The sequence below is a fragment of the Sulfurospirillum arsenophilum NBRC 109478 genome (genome assembly GCF_000813345.1).
GTDB classification, from domain to species: Bacteria; Campylobacterota; Campylobacteria; order Campylobacterales; family Sulfurospirillaceae; genus Sulfurospirillum; species Sulfurospirillum arsenophilum.
This window is the reverse complement of sequence record NZ_BBQF01000003.1, coordinates 95,863-112,934: the sequence shown is the minus strand read 5'-3', so window position 1 is coordinate 112,934 and position 17,072 is coordinate 95,863. Positions and strand designations below refer to the sequence as shown.

The 17,072-nt window shown below is 41.7% G+C and carries 17 protein-coding genes; 7 read left to right on the top strand and 10 right to left on the bottom strand.

The genetic code is table 11. The features are described from left to right. The first annotated feature begins 118 nt into the window (after positions 1 to 118). On the top strand, positions 119 to 589 hold the full coding sequence (locus SAR02S_RS08145) for a GNAT family N-acetyltransferase (RefSeq protein ID WP_198133096.1): 471 nt from the start codon (positions 119 to 121) through the stop codon (positions 587 to 589). A 97-nt stretch (positions 590 to 686) separates the two neighbouring features. Next, entirely contained in the window at positions 687 to 1,196 is a 510-nt protein-coding gene (locus tag SAR02S_RS08140; RefSeq protein ID WP_041958681.1) for an NADPH-dependent FMN reductase, read from the top strand. 71 nt (positions 1,197 to 1,267) lie between these two features. Here SAR02S_RS08140 and SAR02S_RS08135 read toward each other — a convergent pair whose 3' ends face one another. The 7 genes from SAR02S_RS08135 to SAR02S_RS08105 form a co-directional block, all read right to left on the bottom strand. Further along, positions 1,268 to 4,345, bottom strand: coding sequence for an efflux RND transporter permease subunit (locus SAR02S_RS08135; RefSeq protein ID WP_041958679.1), 3,078 nt, complete (start codon positions 4,343 to 4,345; stop codon positions 1,268 to 1,270). Continuing rightward, the gene (locus SAR02S_RS08130) at positions 4,342 to 5,328 is read right to left on the bottom strand and encodes an efflux RND transporter periplasmic adaptor subunit (protein ID WP_041958677.1); all 987 of its coding nucleotides are present in this window, start codon (positions 5,326 to 5,328) and stop codon (positions 4,342 to 4,344) included. The genes SAR02S_RS08135 and SAR02S_RS08130 overlap by 4 nt, the downstream gene beginning before the upstream one ends. Next, complete coding sequence (locus SAR02S_RS08125; protein WP_041958675.1) at positions 5,325 to 6,509, bottom strand: TolC family protein; 1,185 nt, start codon at positions 6,507 to 6,509, stop codon at positions 5,325 to 5,327. The genes SAR02S_RS08130 and SAR02S_RS08125 overlap by 4 nt, the downstream gene beginning before the upstream one ends. Then, positions 6,509 to 6,895 carry a FixH family protein gene (locus SAR02S_RS08120; protein WP_052433575.1) on the bottom strand — a complete coding sequence of 129 codons (387 nt, stop codon included), beginning with the start codon at positions 6,893 to 6,895 and terminating at the stop codon, positions 6,509 to 6,511. Before SAR02S_RS08120 ends, SAR02S_RS08125 begins: the two co-directional genes overlap by 1 nt. Before the next feature lie 179 nt (positions 6,896 to 7,074). Further along, a complete protein-coding gene (locus SAR02S_RS08115) occupies positions 7,075 to 7,320 on the bottom strand; it encodes a hypothetical protein (RefSeq protein WP_041958673.1) in 246 nt (81 codons plus the stop codon). Between the two features lie 152 nt (positions 7,321 to 7,472). Beyond that, positions 7,473 to 7,967: a cupredoxin domain-containing protein gene (locus tag SAR02S_RS08110; protein ID WP_041958671.1), complete on the bottom strand. Its 495-nt coding sequence runs from the start codon at positions 7,965 to 7,967 to the stop codon at positions 7,473 to 7,475. Between the two features lie 103 nt (positions 7,968 to 8,070). Next, the gene (locus SAR02S_RS08105; RefSeq protein ID WP_232294020.1) at positions 8,071 to 9,315 is read right to left on the bottom strand and encodes an EAL domain-containing protein; all 1,245 of its coding nucleotides are present in this window, start codon (positions 9,313 to 9,315) and stop codon (positions 8,071 to 8,073) included. A gap of 466 nt (positions 9,316 to 9,781) precedes the next feature. Here SAR02S_RS08105 and SAR02S_RS08100 point away from each other — a divergent pair, with 466 nt between their 5' ends. Beyond that, complete coding sequence (locus SAR02S_RS08100; RefSeq protein ID WP_041959381.1) at positions 9,782 to 10,444, top strand: response regulator transcription factor; 663 nt, start codon at positions 9,782 to 9,784, stop codon at positions 10,442 to 10,444. Between the two features lie 73 nt (positions 10,445 to 10,517). Further along, on the top strand, positions 10,518 to 11,600 hold the full coding sequence (locus SAR02S_RS08095; RefSeq protein WP_052433574.1) for a sensor histidine kinase: 1,083 nt from the start codon (positions 10,518 to 10,520) through the stop codon (positions 11,598 to 11,600). Here SAR02S_RS08095 and SAR02S_RS08090 read toward each other — a convergent pair. Genes SAR02S_RS08090 through SAR02S_RS08080 form a run of 3 tightly spaced genes read right to left on the bottom strand, consistent with a single transcriptional unit; the run spans position 11,597 to position 15,128 of the window. After that, a complete protein-coding gene (locus SAR02S_RS08090; RefSeq protein WP_041958669.1) occupies positions 11,597 to 12,550 on the bottom strand; it encodes an ABC transporter ATP-binding protein in 954 nt (317 codons plus the stop codon). The genes SAR02S_RS08095 and SAR02S_RS08090 overlap by 4 nt on opposite strands. Next, a complete protein-coding gene (locus SAR02S_RS08085; protein WP_232294019.1) occupies positions 12,547 to 14,109 on the bottom strand; it encodes an ABC transporter permease in 1,563 nt (520 codons plus the stop codon). The genes SAR02S_RS08090 and SAR02S_RS08085 overlap by 4 nt, the downstream gene beginning before the upstream one ends. Then, complete coding sequence (locus SAR02S_RS08080) at positions 14,109 to 15,128, bottom strand: Fe(3+) ABC transporter substrate-binding protein (RefSeq protein WP_041958664.1); 1,020 nt, start codon at positions 15,126 to 15,128, stop codon at positions 14,109 to 14,111. Before SAR02S_RS08080 ends, SAR02S_RS08085 begins: the two co-directional genes overlap by 1 nt. A gap of 263 nt (positions 15,129 to 15,391) precedes the next feature. On the opposite strand from SAR02S_RS08080, the gene sodC reads away from it, so the two are divergent. The 3 genes from sodC (at position 15,392) to SAR02S_RS08065 (ending at position 17,072) form a co-directional block, all read left to right on the top strand. Beyond that, complete coding sequence (sodC, locus tag SAR02S_RS08075) at positions 15,392 to 15,922, top strand: superoxide dismutase family protein (protein WP_041958662.1); 531 nt, start codon at positions 15,392 to 15,394, stop codon at positions 15,920 to 15,922. A gap of 230 nt (positions 15,923 to 16,152) precedes the next feature. Continuing rightward, a complete protein-coding gene (locus SAR02S_RS08070; RefSeq protein WP_041958660.1) occupies positions 16,153 to 16,380 on the top strand; it encodes a DUF2061 domain-containing protein in 228 nt (75 codons plus the stop codon). After that, positions 16,377 to 17,072: a phosphoadenylyl-sulfate reductase gene (locus SAR02S_RS08065; protein ID WP_041958658.1), complete on the top strand. Its 696-nt coding sequence runs from the start codon at positions 16,377 to 16,379 to the stop codon at positions 17,070 to 17,072. The genes SAR02S_RS08070 and SAR02S_RS08065 overlap by 4 nt, the downstream gene beginning before the upstream one ends.

Sequence of the window (17,072 nt, the reverse complement as noted above, 5' to 3'; positions counted from 1 at the left end):
CTTCGTATAGTTTTGTCAAAGTATAACGCAATGAGCGAAGAGAAACAATCCAAAAATTGCTATTTTTTGAAGATGTGTCAATGAAAAATCTTTACATGTAAAATGCTACAATTTCTCTATGCAAATTACCATTACACCCTACACAGACGAAAATGCCACCGAAATCACAGACCTGCACCACGCCTGCGTGCATGCGATAGACCCGCTTATTTATTCGCATGAACAACAAGAAGCGTGGGCGCACACACCACCCAATTATCCCTATTGGGTCAAAAGGCTCTCTCTTAAAAAACCGTTTATGGCGATGGTGGAAGCAAAAATTGTCGGGTTTATAGAACTGGAAGAGAACGGGCATATCGACTGTGCGTACACCCATCCAGAGTATCAAAAATGCGGTGTGATGAGTGCGCTTTATACGTATATTGAAAATTTGGCACAGCAAAAAGGTATGGAAAAGTTATACCTCGAAGCCTCTATCGTCGCGAAACCTTTTTTTGAAAAACGAGGTTTTACAACACTAAAGCGCAATGAAATCAAGAGAAATGGACAGATGATTGTTAATTATTCGATGGAGAAAATGCTAAGCTGAATCTTTACATGTAAAATCACTCTAACCTTATTTCTTCTTGATCCTGTAACATGTTCGTACTATAATCATTCTAACGCTATCGTGATAAGGATTGATCATGTATTTAATATTGGTTGCAAGTCTAAATGAAAATATGAAGTTGGCACGAAGAATAGAAAAAAGCCTAGAAACAATGGGTGTTAAAAGTCAAATCATCAATCTAGTTGATTTAAACATCACCCTGTATGACTCTTCGAAAGAGACAAATGATGGCATCCCAAGCAAAATCCTTGAGCTTTCAAACACCATGAAAAATTCCTCAGGATACATCGTTGTAGCCCCTGAGTACAACTACTCCATTCCTCCTGTTTTAACCAATGTCATCGCATGGATATCCAGAAGCAATGAAAATTTCAGAGAACTGTTCACCTTAAAATGCGTCCAACTCGCAACGCACTCAGGAATCACGGGAACTGACGTGTGCAATGCGATGCGTTTACAGTTTTCAAAATTAGGAGCGGTCGTTGCCCCCAGAGAGATTTTAACAACCGCCCAAAATAAGATTGAAGAGGGTAGTTTGCAGAGGATTTTGACGCAATTTTTGAGTATTTCGCAAAAGCCACTGTAATTATTTTTAGCAATTAAGAGATTATCGTTTAATGGTTACATGTAAGGAAAAATCCTTACATGTAAACTCTCTCACTCCTCGATTTTCTGCATCCGATAGTACAAAACAGGTATCACCAAAAGTGTCAATATAGCCGAACTTACCACGCCACCGATCATCGGTGCGGCGATGCGTTGCATGACTTCACTTCCGACACCGTTTAACCACATGATAGGCAGTAGTCCTCCAAGGATGGCAAAAACGGTCATCAATTTAGGGCGTACTCTTAAAACTGCGCCCTCAAAAATAGCTTCTTGTACCGCCTCTTTGGTTTTATGCTTGACATTTGCAAGAGCTTCTTCAAGGTAGATAATCATAACAATAGCCGTTTCTACCGCGATGCCAATCAGTGCTAAAAAGCCCACGATAACGGCAATGGAGAGGTTAAAGTTCAAGAAATCCACATACAAAAACCCACCAACCGCAGCGAGAGGCAATGTCAAAAAAACCAAAAGCGCATTTTTAAACGAGCCAAGCCCTAAGTAGATGAGCACAAACGTGACTAACAGTGTGAGTGGAAGGATGAACTGCAAACGCTCCATAGCACTTTCCAAGTACTCGCTCTCCCCTGCCCAACCGATGTAAAAGCCCGTTGGTAACTCCACGCTCTCTTTTAAAATTTTGGTCGCTTCGTCTTTATACGTTTTAGACGAAAAGCCCTCTTTGAGCGTGATGTAGATGTAGTTGACTTTTTTGCCCATTTCAGACTTTAGTTCACTCGCACCGACGTCGTAACCAAGTTCCACAAAGTGCCCAAGACGTTGGAATCCGTACGGCGTTTTGATAGTCAACTCGCTGATGGCATTTAAGTCTTTGCGACTCTCTTCTTCCAGTCTTAGCGTGATCGCATAACGCTCAATGCCTTGGTAAAACGTCGTCACTTTCGAGCCACCGATGGCGTTGTCCACAAAGTTAAGTATCTCTTCTTTCGTGAGACCATAAGAGGCGATATTTTCAGGCTTTAGCGTCATATTGAGGTAATACCCACTGTTGGCTTTGTCCGCAAAAATGCTTTTTGTTCCCTCATAATTGGCAAGCACACTGGCGATTTTATTGGCGCTATCCTCTAGCGCTTGGTCATTGTCACCGTAGAGTTTGATGCCAAGCGGTGTTCGTATGCCTGTTATGAGCATATCAATGCGCCCGCGAATCGGGTATGTCCATGAGTTCGTGAGCCCCAACATTTGAAGCTGTTCGTTCATCTCATCGCGAAGTTTCTCATAGCTCATGCCCTCTCTCCACTGCTCTTTGGGTTTGAGCTGTATGATGGTCTCGATCATCGAAAGCGGAGCGGGATCTGTCGCACTTTCCGCTCGCCCTGCTTTAGCGAAAGTGCTCAGCACTTCAGGGAAGCTTTTGATGACTTCATTACTCTTTTGCGCGTACTCTTTTGCCATCTCAATGCTGATGCCAAACGGCGTGACAGGCATGTACATAAACGTCTGCTCATTGAGAGGCGGCATAAACTCCCAACGCTGTTTCGTAAACGTGTGATACCCTAGTACCAAAAAGCCGATAAACGCAACCATAGCGATGTACCAGAAACGCATATGCAGTCGTAAAAGTGGCGCATAAAGCCAGATGAAAAAGCGATTGAGTGGATTTCTATGTTCTTCTAGGATTTTGCCTTTGACAAAAAAGAGCATCAAAAGCGGAACAAGGGTGATGGAAAGCACCGCACCGATGAGCATCGCAAACGTTTTAGTGTACGCTAACGGTTTAAAGAGCGCTCCCTCTTGACCGCTGAGTGCAAAGATGGGTAAGAAACTGACCACGATGAGCAAAAGCGCAAAAAAGATCGGGCGACCGACTTGTTTGGATGAAGCGATGATGATGGCTTTGCGCTCTTCATCACTTTTTATCTCACCGTGTGAAAGCTTTTTATGCACATTTTCGATCATCACGATACACGCATCGACCATCGCACCAATGGCAATGGCAATGCCACCCAAACTCATGATGTTCGACTCCAGCCCAAAAAGCTTCATCGCCAAAAAGGTCAGAGCAATGGTAAGTGGCAAAACGATAATAACGACCAAGGCACTTCTAAAATGCAGTAAAAAGAGCATAACGACTGCCAAAACAACGATGCTCTCTTCCAAAAGAGCGCGCTTGAGGTTGTTGATCGCTTTAGTAATGAGATCGCTTCTATCGTAGGTTGTCACCACTTCCACATCGTTTACATGTAAAGATTCTAGCTTCTCTTTGACCGCCTGAATAACCTTGTAAGCGTTCTCTTTGTGGCGTACAACCACAACGCCTCCGACCACTTCGCCTTCACCGTTAAGTTCTGCTAAACCACTTCTATACGTTGGTACAACACGTACATCGGCGATGTCGGAGAGCTTGAGCGGAATGCCATTGACTGTTTTGATGGTGATGTGTGAAAGGTCGTCCAGTGAGGCGGCGAAACCTCTGGCTTGGATGATCTGCTCAAAGCCATTTTCAAGCACCACTCGCCCACCCAAATCGCTGTTATTTTTGGAAAGTGCGCTCATAAGATCATCGATGCTTAGGTCATATTTGTAGAGTGCATCCGCGCGAAGGGTAACTTCATAGTCTTTTACAAAACCGCCCACACTCGCCACTTCACTCACGCCCTCAACACCCAAAAGTGCGTAACGGTAGAGGTAGTCTTGAATGCTTCGAAGCTCATCAAGACTGCGATTTTGTGATGTTAGTGCATACTCAAACGCCCAACCAATGCCCGTGGCATCTGGTCCTAGTTTGATGGTCGCATTTTTAGGGGCATTTTTAGAGACATTTTGGATGACTTCATTGACCCTATCGCGCGCCCAGTAGAGGTCGGTGCCATCTTCAAAGATGATGTAAACGATGGCGTTTTCATACGAGGTAAACGCACGCACGGTTTTGGTTTTTGCGACCGAGAGCAACGCATTGGTCAGTTCATAAACGAGCTGATCTTGGATGATCTTTGGCGATTGCCCTAAGTACTTGACATTCACAATAACTTGCGGTGGTGTCAAGTCTGGCAATGCGTCCAGTGGCGTCTGCCGAATCGCCCAAAATGAGAGAAAAGCGGCAATAAGCAAGGTTAAAAGAAGAAGCGCCTTGTTTTTGACGCTTTTTTCAATGATACTTTCGATCATTTCATCGCCCCTGCGTTATTTTGGGCATCGGCATCAAACATAAAGAGCGCATTTGAGACAACCACATCGCCCTCTTTTAAGCCTGAGACGATTTCAAATGTGTCGTTATTCAACCGCTTTGCTTCGATTTCTCTAGGCTCATACTCACCCTCAAATTCGCCTTTGACAAAGACACTCGTCTTCGCACCTTTGGTCATCACCGCACTTTTTGGAAGGGCTAGATACTCACGTTTAGCCGTACCAAACCGTGCTTTGGCAAACGCGTTTTCGTAAATCTCAAGGTCTTTGTTTTCAATGACCAAACGTACGTCCACACTTTTCGTTTGCGGATCAACTTTTGGGTAGATAAAATCAATTTTAGCTTTGTAAGGTTTTGCACTCATATCAAAAAAGATGTCGGCAGTTTGGGTGCTTTTCACAAAGTCGAGGTCTTTTTCATAGACTTTGACGATGAGCCATAAGTTTGTATAATCGCTGATCTCATAAAGCTTTGTGCCTTTAGGAACGAATGCGCCTTGATTGACCGCTTTTACCGTTACGATGCCGCTGTAGGGCGAAACAATGGTGATGTTTTCAGGCACGTTTTTATCGGCAATAATCTTCGCTATGGTTTTCTCATCGACCCCTAAAAGTTTGAGCTTTTGGGTAATGCTCTGAACCATACTGTCACTTTTGATGCGAAGCGCGTTGATCAGTTCTAATTCTGCAGTATAAATCTCTTGCGAATAGAGCTTCGCCAAAGGTTCACCTTTTTTTACATGTAAAAAGTTTTTGTTGACATAAAGCTGCTCGATAAACGCGTCATAACGCAAGCTTACCTCTTTCACGCTCTCTTCATTCGCTTTGGTATAACCGTAAAACTCCTTGGCGGAACCTTCCAACACTTTTTTGACTTCGATGGTTTTGACATTGAAAATCTGCTTGGCGTCAAGCTGAGCACTTAAGAGTAAAAGTGCTGTTAAAATGAGATGGGTGACTTTCATAGCTCGACTCCTAAAAGGGTGTAGATTTTGATGATAGACTCGTTATACGCAAAGGTATTGGCATTGATCTGTTTTTGCGCTTCAATGATTTGACTGAGTACATTTAAAAGGCTTAAAAGTGCGTCATTTTGGCTAAGAGCCGTGCTTTGAAGCACTTGGTACATCTTCTCGTTTTCATATAAAACCTCTTTGGCAAGTGAGATTTTGTCGTACTGAAGCTCTTTGTTAAGAAGTTCATCTCTTAGCTCAAACAGTAAGCTTTTATGCACCGACTGCACACTCTGAAGAGATGCGGCATGAGTCAGTGTGGCTTTTTGGATGGAGGCATTTTCTTTACCATAAATCGGAAGCGGCACAGAAACGCCTAAAAAGGCGTAGTCATCTCTACCTTGTCTTCGATTGTAGCCAAGAGTTACCGTTACATCAGGCGTTTTGTTCGCTTTTTCATAACGTAAGTTCAACAGCTCTTTACTGCTTTGCATGTTTTGAACTTGAAGCTTGGGTGATTTTTCCAACAACTTCTCTTCATCACTGAGTTTATAAGGCAATAATCCCTCATGTGCGCTCATCTCAGGCATTTGCGTAACGATGATGCTCTCTAGCTTTCGCTCTATAGAAGCTTTGTCGCGAAGCAATGTTTTTTTCTCGATGGCAAGATTTTTTTGCAAAATCGTATTGTTCAGCGTATCGACATAATGCGCGCTCGTGGTGTTATAAGCAAGATGCGCGTTTTTAAGGTCTTCCAACACTTTTTCATACTTCATTACTAAAGCAAGGTCTTGGTTGATGCGGATGTAACTCTGCTCCAACACGCCAATTTCACGTTGCATTTCGAGTTTTTTGGCTTTAAGTTCTATCTTTTTAATCGCCAAATCTTGCAATGCAATCGACTCTTTGATATCCAGTTTTCCACCCGTTGGGATCTTTTGGGAAAGAGAAATCGCCTCATTTTGGGCTTCTTGGTTTCGTTTAAGTGGCTCATTTAAAAAGATGTCGTTTACCCCAAGGGAGAGCATAGGGTTTTCCCAAATCTTGCTTATATCAACCTCTTTTTCAAGTGCTTGCACCTCAGCCTCTAGCGCTTTTAACTCATAGTTATGACTGTAGGCTAAAGAGGTTAACTCGCTTTGCGCCAAAGCGTAGCCCGCGAGGGCTACGACTGCTATAAGGACGCGTTTCATTAGAGGTTAACGCTTGATTTTAAGCGTTGTTTTTTGCCGTCACTGGTTTCGATGACGATGTTAAGCTGCCATGTACCGTTCATTGAAAAAATGACATTGGCTTCATAGGCACCATCTTTATACACAGCGTCTGTTTTTTCTTCCATCGCATGCATTCCAGGCATTGCTGGCATCGCTGCAATGATGCTTACTTTGGCATCTTTAACCTCTTTAGTGCCATCCATAACTTTGACTTTGATAAGATTCATACCCTGCGAGACAGGCTTTAGCGTGCTGTACTCCACTTCTAATGGCCCAGCCATACCTTTTTTAGAAAGCGCCTCTGCCGCATACAAACTCCCGAGGCTTAACGCCACCGCTAAAAACATCCCTAAAATCTTCTTCATCACGTACTCCTTGTAAAAATATAGTGACAGTATAGAAAGCGTGTGTGTACTATTTGTGCAATAACTCTCATCAAAACAATCATACTACTTTATAACAATCTTGTGGTGCATTCCCGCTTCAAAATGCTCTGGAATGTTGCACGCAAACATCACCGTGTCTCTTTTGGTAAATTTTAATCTTACTTCTTTGTCTCTTCAGGCTTGTGCATCATGTTCTTACTATCACTGTGCATCATATTAGGCATCATATTGGGCATTTGATTCATAGCTTCATTATTTTTCTTTTGCACTTGTTCACTACCTATAGAAAACTCTCGCTTCTGGTTGATTCCTTTTCCCTCTCCGCCATGACCATTTTCAGCAAAAGCTTGATTGGAAAAAATCGCTATAAGGGCAATCGTTGCCATCGTTATTTTATATTTCATTGTGTACTCCTGTTTTTATTAAAATGTAATAGAAGTATAAAAAAGACGTATGCAATATTTGTGGAGTGAAAAAAGAAAGAGAGCGTGACTGTTAAATCAGTCACGCAAGAAAGGAGTTTAATTTTTAATTTTTTTAAACAAGATCGTACTACCTACTTTATAACAACCTTGTGGTGCATCCCCGCTTCAAAATGCTCTGGAATGTTGCACGCGAACATCACCGTGTCTCTTTTGGTAAATTTCCATGTGAGCTCTTTGGTTTCATTCGGTTTAACGGTAATGGTACTGCCATCACTGTGCACCATATTTGGCATCTGTTTCATCATTTCAAGATGTGCTTTTTGCTCTTTTTCACTCCCAATGGAGAACTCATGGTCAATCACGCCTTTATTGGTCACAACAAATCTAACAATATCTCCTTCTTTGATGCTCATTGTGTTATGAAATTCAAACCGCATGGAATCAAGCAAATCAAGCTTGATGGTTTTGTTTGCGAGCGAGGCGTCGGAGGGTTTACCAACGGTGGATGCCATACTATGGCTGTGTGTAGCATGGTTGTGAGCAGAGTGGTCATCCATCGCAAACGCTTGACTTGAAAAAACAGTGGCAAGCATTAGCGTAGCAATACTTTTTTTGGGGTGTAACATTCGTTTCCTTTTTTTAGTAATAGTGTTACTCAAGTATAGGAAACGTCTGTGTACTATTTGTGGAATGGAAAGAAAAAAGTGGCTATCTCTAGCCACTTACCCCTCAGAGTTTAAGCTTATGAAGCGGTTGGGGTTCGCTCCAGAGATAGCCTTGAAAGTAGTCGATTTTTTGGTCTTGGCACGCTTCGTAAATCTCATAGTCTGAGACAAACTCTGCGACCGTTTGCATACCTACTTTTTTCGAAAACGTGACAATGGCTTCGACCACGGCTCGATGTGTGGCATTTTTGTTGATGTTGCGAATGAGCGAACCGTCAATCTTGATGTAATCGGCTTGAAGCTTTACCACATACTCAAAGTTCGAGTAGCCCGTACCAAAGTCGTCGATGGCGATTTTCACGCCTTGTTTTTTGAGCAACGAGAGAAACGCAAAAACCTCAGGATGATTCTCTATGTTTTCACTCTCCACAAGCTCTACCGTCAAACGATTGGCGACTCGGTAAACGTTCATCTTTTCGATGATAAAACTGGTCGTCTCTTGGTCTAAAATGTCGCTCAATGTGAGGTTGATGGAAAACTCCGCCTCTTTGTCGGCAAAAAACTCAAACGATTTTTGAACCACCACTTTCGTGATGCTCGTGTACAGATGCGCCCTCTTAGCATGTTCCAAAAACTGATACGGCGAGATGACGCCACCGTTGGTGCTTTTCATCCGTACCAAACACTCAAATTTTTTGACCTTACCACCTTGAATGCTTTGCGCATACACCTCAAAACGATCTTTCAGCAATGCTTGACGAATCGCCTTTTGCCACTCTAAGTCCGCTCTAGCGCTCGTATGGGTCGGACGGCACAGTGTGACACTGGATGAGTCATAGACCACGATGTCCTTGCCGATGCGTTTAGCTTGTTTGATGGCAAATTCGGCATTGAGAAACAGGTCAACATAGTCGATGGCAACGCCTACGCGAATGGCGACATAAATCTTCTCTTCTTCAATGCTAAGCGCTGAATTTCCAAAGTACCACATACACGAATTGATTGCCTGCAAGAAGGCTTCTTTGCCAACCTCTTTACCCGCAAGAACGGCAAAATTATCACCACCTAAGTGGAAAACAACCGAGTTAGGGAAGCGTTTTTGAAGCCTCCCAGAGATTATTTTTAAGATCTCATCACCGATGGCATACCCAAACACATGGTTAAAATTCCAAAAGCCATTGATGTTTAAAAGAGCTAATTTATTGGCTTGGGAATGCTCCAATGTGTTTAAAAAACGCTGTCTATCGGGCAGTTCGGTAATGGGGCTCATGCGCCCATATTTGAGTTCGTATTTTATTTCTTTTTTCATTGTTTCTATCTCTTACATGTAAAAATGAGTGTGTATCGTTTGACTTTATTTTAAGATCAAAACGAACGGATTTTAAAAGGGTTTTGTGAAATTCTTAGTGTATTAGCAGCAACGCATGAGGCATAAAACAAGTGTTATTTTTCCATGAAATGAGGCATAGTGAAATGTCATGGTAGAACTCCTTGTTTTAAAAATTAGACTTCTTGCATAACTCTTGAAAAGATAAAGAGTTTGCTTAGAGTGCGTTAATTTTTGAAACTCAAAATTGAGTCATAGCAGAAGCTATGGCGATGCTTTTAGTTTTAAAAAGTGATGTGCTATAAGCGATACTCTTTTTTCAATGGGTTATGAAAGAAGTCTATCTAGCAAAATCATAACAAAAACACTCCGATAAGTCAACTATTCCGCCCTTTTTAATCATGAATAAGTTTGAGGAAGCAAAAAATTTTAGTGTATAATGGCTCTTATGAAAATTTTACTCTTAGAAGACGACCCCATTCTTAGCGAAATTATTGAAGAGTTTTTAGTCGAACATGGTTTACATGTAAAGCTCTTTTACGATGGCAAAGAAGCGCTTGATGCCATTTTTGAACACAAATTTGACATCTTGGTTTTGGACATCAACGTCCCAAACCTGAGCGGTTTTGAGCTTTTAAAAACACTCAAAGAGGCCAACATCGCCACACCTGTCATCTTCATCACCTCACTGGATCAAATCAGCGATGTGAAAAAAGGCTTTGCTTTGGGAGCAGAGGATTACCTCAAAAAACCCTTTGAGCTTGAAGAGCTTTTGGTTCGCATTGAGCGCACAAAAAAATTGCATCACATCGAAGACACCGCGCTTTTAAAACTGGCTTCAAACATCAGCTACGATCCGCAAAATTACCAGATCATCACGCCTGAGACGTTGTATAAACTTCGCAAAAAAGAGGCACAGCTTTTGGAGTATTTCCTCTCCCATCAAAACCGCATGCTCAGTTTTGATGAGATTATTGAAGAGGTGTGGCGCTTTGATGAAGTGCCGACCCATGCGACGGTGCGTACCTACATCAAAAACCTACGCAGTTACGGACTGGAGAGTCTTATAGAGAACATCAAAGGAGTGGGATATCGCTTTAAGTGTCTATGAAAAACGCTCGCTTGCGAGGTTTTTACTCATCTATCTTGGCTCCATTTACGCGTTCATCTGCTTGCTTGCGTGGATGTTTTACACCATTGAGATCAAAAATCTCCATGAAAACTATGCCCTAAAAATGCGAGCCACCGCTTCTAGCATTGCACACCAAATCGTCACCGCCCATATGATGGAAGACGGCACACTTCAAAAATGCCTTAAAGAAAAGCCAGCTGAGCAGTGTTTTGGCTTAGAAAAAGAGTACCAGCTCGGACTCTTTGGAGAAGGCAATATACCTTTACATGTAAGCTTTCCGGAACCTGTGGATTTTACGAAAACATTTTACCTTGAAAACAACAGTTTTTACGCACTGGATGAGAGTAGCCAAAAACATTTGGGCATTCACACCATAGTCCTCAAACACACGCATAGTTCGAGTATGATTCATTCTTTACGCTTGCAAACCGTGTTCTATTTATTCCTAAGTCTGGCATTTGCAACTATTTTGGGCTATGTCCTTGCCAAACAATTTCTCAAACCCATTCAAGAAGAGATCAACCATCTTGACACCTTCATCAAAGACTCCACGCATGAGCTAAACACGCCCATTACGGCGATTTTGATGAGTATCAGTACGCTTAAAAACGTGGAAGAGAAAAAGCTCAAACGCATCGAACTGAGTGCAAAACGCATTGCAACCTTGTACGGCAACCTTAGTTATATGCTTCTTCATGACAAACAAAATGAAGAAAAAAGCGATGTCGATGTGAAAAAGCTCATCGAGGAGCGCATCGAGTATTTTATGGATTTGATGGCAAGTAAACGCATTGACATGACGTTAAAACTGAACGAAAAATCTTTACATGTAAACGAAGAGAGCCTTACCAAACTTATCGACAATCTCCTCTCAAACGCTATCAAATACAACCGTTTAAATGGTAGCATCGAAGTGACGCTGGACTTTGAAAAGCTCAGTGTCAAAGACAGTGGCATCGGCATTGAAAGCTCCAAACTGGGTGATATCACCAAACGCTATAAACGCGCCAATAGCGATAAAGGTGGCTTTGGCATCGGTTTAGATATCGTCAACACCATTTGCAAAACGAATGATTTTAAACTTGTTATCAACTCCGTTGAAGGCAAAGGCACTACCTTTAGCGTCTTTTTTTAAGCAAACGTAATGAGCTTACTTTCATCAACCTCAAAGCCTATCACATCACCCTCTCTTAAGGTGGCATCAAAACTGTATGCGCTTAGCATCGCCCCTTCAAAATCCAAAATAATCTCGTAAAAATTTCCGTAAAAAATAATCTCTTTGATGCGAGCCTTACGTGTAAAATCTGGGCTTAAACGCAACGCATCTAAACGACAATACGCTGCATTCAAACCTAAACTTTGAGGCAATGCGTTGATTTTGCCTAAAAAATTGGCGCAGTAGAGTGAGTTTGGATGATTGTAAACCTCTTGGGGTGTGCCGATTTGCAAGATGTCACCCCCATCCATAATAGCGATGCGGTCGGAGAGATAAAACGCATCTTCTTTGTCATGCGTGATGAACAGGGCTGTGATGCCAAAGAGTTTGATCATCTCTTTGAGTTCGCTTCTTAAAATGGCTCTAAGCTCCGTGTCGATGTTGCTCAGTGGTTCATCGAGCAGTAAAATTTTGGGCTTATCCAAGATGGCACGTGCCAAGGCGACACGCTGTTGCTGACCACCGCTGATCTCATGCGGGTACTTGGAAGAGAGCGTTTCTATCTTAGTTTTTTGCATTACATGTAAAAGCTCTTCGTGGCTCGCTTTGCTTCCAAAAGCGATGTTTTGAGCAATGCTCAGATGGGGTAAAAGTGCATAGTTTTGGAAGACAATGGCAATTTCTCGCTGATTGGGTGGTAGATTGGTTTTGGCGGCATAGACGACCTTGTCGCCAATGCAAATCGTTCCACTGTCAGGATTTTCAAGACCTGAGAGCATCCGCAAAAGCGTGGTTTTACCACTACCGCTTCTGCCTAAAATGGTAAAAATTTCACCTTCGTTGATGGAAAAGCTAATGTCATTGGCAACACAGATGTTACCTTTGCAAAAACGTTTGTGTAAATCTTCGATGCTAACGATAGGTTTCATCTTCTACCTCGTACAAATTTTGAATTGAGTAATAAGACCGCAATGGCAGTTGTAACCACCAATAAGAGCGATGGAAAGGCACTTTTATAGAGTATCTCGTTGCTGGCTAACTCGTAAATGCGAATGGCAATGGTGTCATAATTAAACGGTCTTAAAAGCAAGGTTGCCGGAAGCTCTTTTGCAAGATCGATGTAAAGAATCAAAAAACCACTCAGCAAATAAGGTCGCATCAATGGTAAATAGACTTTGAAAATGCGCCCCCATTCGCTCGTTCCAAAAACAATGGTCGCATCATCAATGCTTTTATCAATCTTGCTAAAACCGTTTTCGACTGAACCAATACTTGCGGCAAAATAACGGCTCAAATACGCAAAAATAAGCGCAAAAAAAGAGCCTCCAAGAATAACTTTACCAAAATGTTGGTCGATAAAATTGGTAAAAAGTAAAATGCCTATACCAATGATAGCACCTGGTATAGAGTACCCAAGAATAGAGAGTTTATGACTAATCACCCCTAATTTGCTTGGGTAAAAACGCGAGGCATAGACCATTCCAAATGCTAAAGCAATGATGATAAGTGATGAGAGAACATTGAGACTCAGTGTGCGGTAAAGATAGGTAAAAGAGCTCCAATCCAGTGTGTTAAAATCAAGATAAAACCAGTACAAAAGCACACCTGTTGGGATGAAAAGTGTAAAGGTGCTTATGAGCATAGAGAGTCCAAAAGCGATGCCATTTTGTAAGCCTCTTAGTTTTACTTTAGGTGCTTTTTTACTGCTGTGGGTGACGCTGATAAAACGAAATTTGGCTCTAAACCTGGACTCTGCAAGCATCATGATAAAAACCATAAAGAGCATAATAATCGCAAGGTTAATCGCCTCATTTAGATTGCCATAGCCAAACCAACTTTTAAAAATGCCCACACTAAAGGTATCGACACCAAAGTACGCCACTGTTCCATAATCACTCAGTACTTCCATCATGGCAAGCACGAGTCCTGCAAAAATGGCGGGGTATGCCAAAGGCAGATAGACCGTGAAAAAGGCTTTGCAAAACGAGAGCTGTTTGAGTGAAACGAGTTCTACCACTGTTGAAGAGATGGAGGCAAATGAGACACGTGCCAAAATGAAGACATACGGAAACATCGCAAAAGAAAGAATAGCCGTAACGCCATAAATATTTAAGATGTCGAGTTTAATTTTTGGCTGGGAGAGAAGTGTGGCTAAGATGCCATGAAACTCAAAAAACCCCACATAACTGTACCCTAAGATGTAGGCTGGAAAGGCTAAAGGGAGTACAAAAATGAGGCTAAAAAAACGACTTCCAAAATACTCAAAGCGCGCACTCATAAACGCTGTACTGATACCTAAAAAAAGCACTAAAAATGCTGTTCCAAAGAGAACAAATGCCGTGTTTTTCGTGTAGAGTAAAAGCTCTGCTGGGTTAATCGAGGTCATAGAAAAATCATTCTGTGCGATAAAGTAGATGACCAGCGAAAAAATGGGAAGAGAGATTACCAGCCCCAAAAGAGGGGCTAGTAGATGTTTAAACGTTTGCATTATCTCCAGTTTGCCTTTGTTGCGATTTCAACCGCTTTTTTGTTGTATTTACCAACCTCTGCGAGGGGTAGTGTATCTTCTTTAAATGTTCCAAATGTTGCTACTGTTCCAGAAGCTTTAACAGCAGGGTTCGCTGGATACTCGTGGTTAGCTTCGGCAAAGAGTGTTTGTGCCTCAACACTGCTTAAAAACTCGATCAATTTAATGGCATTCTCTTTGTTTTTAGCATACTTTGTTACACCAGCACCACTGATGTTGATGTGCGTACCTTCTGCTTTTTGTGCAGGGAAAAAGAGCTTGACACTTTTAGCGATTTCAACATCTTTTGGGTCTTTGCTGTTCAGCATTATGCCTAAATAATAGGTATTGACAATCGCCAAGTCACCTTCACCACTTGCCACGGCTTTGATTTGGTCTCTGTCATTGCCTTTTGGATCTCTGGCAAAATTTGCCACCAACCCTTTGGCAAATTCCAACGCTTTGGCTTCACCATGATTCGCGATGATAGACGCTAAAAGCGATTTATTGTATGCCGCTGAAGAGCTACGAGTAAGGAGCTTACCTTTAAATTTAGGATCGCTCAGATCAAGGTAACTTCCCAACTCTTTTTCAGAGATTTTTTCGGGGTTGTAAACAAAGATACGCGCACGTTTTGTAAGACCAAACCATTCACTCTCGCTGTCTCTTAAGTGTGCAGGAATATTTTCAACAAGCGTTTTAGAAACGATTGGTTGTAAAAGATGTTCTTCTTTGGCTTCGTATAAATTACCAATATCCGAGGTAATTAACATATCAGCAGGTGAATTTGCACCCTCAATTTTGAGCTTTGAAACAAGCTCTTCTGCTTTAGCGGTAATGACATTGACTTTAATGCCACTCTTTTTTTCAAACGCTTCAAAGAGCATTTTATCGCTATCATAGTGTCTGTGTGAATAGACATTGATTTCACTTGCCAGTGCAAAGCTCGATGCAATGCTAAGCCCTAGAAATGCTTTTAAGATGTTGGAGGAAATACTCATTATAGCTATCCTTGTACTAATTTTGTGATGGAAGCATAATATAAAACTCTTTAATAAGTCATAATAACCATTATCAATTAAAAAGTTAAAGCCTATTTTAGTTTTACGGTCATTCTAGTGTGCTTATGCCCTTTTAAAAGAGTAGTGATTTTGTATACAAACCAAGAATAGTCTTAGCCAAAACAACTACTCTGAAACTGTTAAATAAACCTTAAATACCTTGGAGTAAAATGAATTCAATTTCAAACTATTAGGAGGAATTCATGATTAAAAAAATCTCTTTAGCCTTTATCGTAGCGACGCTTCCCCTAGCTCTCTTTGCCGCTGAAACCAAAGTAGCACTCAGTCTTGCAACAAGCGAAGGTGTTGGTGAAAAAATCGGTGAAGTTACTATTTCTGAGACAAAATACGGTCTTGTATTTACCCCTTCTATTAAAGGCGTTCCAGCAGGCGTTCATGGCTTCCATGTCCATGCAAACCCTAGTTGTGAACCCTTAAAAGCAGCCGATGGCAAAGTAACGCCTGCAGGAGCGGCAGGCGGACACTTTGACCCAAAAGCAACCAATGCACACAAAGGTCCTTACAGTGATGATGGTCACTTAGGCGATCTTCCTGCACTGTATGCCGATGCCAATGGTGACATTACAACGCCTGTTCTTGCTCCAAGACTCACGTCATTGGATCAAATCAAAGAACACGCTTTGATGCTTCACGCAGGTGGAGACAACCACTCTGACCATCCAGCAATGCTTGGCGGTGGAGGGGCACGCGTTGCGTGTGGTGTTATCAAATAACTTCACTCTCAAAGGGAGGAGAAAGCTCCTCTCTTTTCTCGCTTTTATTCATCTTTTCCCCTCACAATAACAGTGTAAAATACTCAAATTTTTTTCGTCTTAAATGGCTCTCTTAAAAAAAACTTTTCTAACAAAACAAATTTAGAATTTTATACATTACTATATTGATAAACATACTTGACAATACCCTAGTAAAATGCTATTATTCTCTAAATTCAAAAGGAGGCAACATGGTAGAGCACAAAAAACGTAGTATTGTCAAAGCGATCTCTTGGAGAACACTTGGAACTGTTGACACCATGTTGATTAGTTTTATTGTTACGGGAAGCCCACTTGCCGCTCTCTCTATCGGAGCGTTTGAGCTTATCACCAAAACATTGCTATACTATTTCCATGAAAGAGCATGGAATAAGATCGATTTTGGTCGCCAAAAACCTCAATTAGAGTATCAAATATGAGCCAAACGTATGAAATAAAGGTCGCCGAAGCGATCAATTCACTGAAAGAACTTGTTGGAGCAAAGGCTCTTAAGGTCACACTGGCATTTAGCCATCAGAATGAAGATGCCATCAACATCTCTCTTGCGCAAAAAGCGGGCATTGATTTTGATATTTTCACGCTTGAAACACACAAGCTTTTTGATGAGTCATTAGCGTATGAAAAAGAGATCGAAGCCTTTTTTGGCGTGGAGATCAAACGCTTTAGCGCAAGCGATGAGCAGATTAAAGATTTGGAAGCAAAGGTCGGAGAGTACGGCATCTTTGATGATATTAATTTACGCAAAGAGTGTTGCCATGTTCGCAAGCTTATCCCTTTGGCACAGGCACTTAAAGGGTATGATGGTTGGATTAGTGGTATTCGTATCGCACAGTCTATTACCAGAAGCGATACAAAACTGGTAGAATTTGATGGTAAATTTGAGCTTTTAAAGTTCAACCCACTCACACATTTTAGTGATGAAGATGTGGAGCGCTATATGGCTGAATTTGCTATACCTCAGAACACCTTATATGCTAAAGGCTTTAAAAGTATCGGTTGTAAACCTTGTACACGCGCCATTAAAGAGGGCGAAGATATACGAGCAGGCAGGTGGTGGTGGGAGAACCCAGAACATAAAGAGTGCGGATTGCATCTGCATAAGAAGGATTAA

Bases quoted from the DNA above. Each gene is read 5' to 3' on its own strand.
- SAR02S_RS08145 (WP_198133096.1), top strand. From the start codon at position 119: ATGCAAATTACCATTACACCCTACACAGACGAAAATGCCACCGAAATC.
- SAR02S_RS08140 (WP_041958681.1), top strand. From the start codon at position 687: ATGTATTTAATATTGGTTGCAAGTCTAAATGAAAATATGAAGTTGGCA.
- SAR02S_RS08135 (WP_041958679.1), bottom strand. From the start codon at position 4,345: ATGATCGAAAGTATCATTGAAAAAAGCGTCAAAAACAAGGCGCTTCTT.
- SAR02S_RS08130 (WP_041958677.1), bottom strand. From the start codon at position 5,328: ATGAAAGTCACCCATCTCATTTTAACAGCACTTTTACTCTTAAGTGCT.
- SAR02S_RS08125 (WP_041958675.1), bottom strand. From the start codon at position 6,509: ATGAAACGCGTCCTTATAGCAGTCGTAGCCCTCGCGGGCTACGCTTTG.
- SAR02S_RS08120 (WP_052433575.1), bottom strand. From the start codon at position 6,895: ATGAAGAAGATTTTAGGGATGTTTTTAGCGGTGGCGTTAAGCCTCGGG.
- SAR02S_RS08115 (WP_041958673.1), bottom strand. From the start codon at position 7,320: ATGAAATATAAAATAACGATGGCAACGATTGCCCTTATAGCGATTTTT.
- SAR02S_RS08110 (WP_041958671.1), bottom strand. From the start codon at position 7,967: ATGTTACACCCCAAAAAAAGTATTGCTACGCTAATGCTTGCCACTGTT.
- SAR02S_RS08105 (WP_232294020.1), bottom strand. From the start codon at position 9,315: ATGAAAAAAGAAATAAAATACGAACTCAAATATGGGCGCATGAGCCCC.
- SAR02S_RS08100 (WP_041959381.1), top strand. From the start codon at position 9,782: ATGAAAATTTTACTCTTAGAAGACGACCCCATTCTTAGCGAAATTATT.
- SAR02S_RS08095 (WP_052433574.1), top strand. From the start codon at position 10,518: ATGTTTTACACCATTGAGATCAAAAATCTCCATGAAAACTATGCCCTA.
- SAR02S_RS08090 (WP_041958669.1), bottom strand. From the start codon at position 12,550: ATGAAACCTATCGTTAGCATCGAAGATTTACACAAACGTTTTTGCAAA.
- SAR02S_RS08085 (WP_232294019.1), bottom strand. From the start codon at position 14,109: ATGCAAACGTTTAAACATCTACTAGCCCCTCTTTTGGGGCTGGTAATC.
- SAR02S_RS08080 (WP_041958664.1), bottom strand. From the start codon at position 15,128: ATGAGTATTTCCTCCAACATCTTAAAAGCATTTCTAGGGCTTAGCATT.
- sodC (WP_041958662.1), top strand. From the start codon at position 15,392: ATGATTAAAAAAATCTCTTTAGCCTTTATCGTAGCGACGCTTCCCCTA.
- SAR02S_RS08070 (WP_041958660.1), top strand. From the start codon at position 16,153: ATGGTAGAGCACAAAAAACGTAGTATTGTCAAAGCGATCTCTTGGAGA.
- SAR02S_RS08065 (WP_041958658.1), top strand. From the start codon at position 16,377: ATGAGCCAAACGTATGAAATAAAGGTCGCCGAAGCGATCAATTCACTG.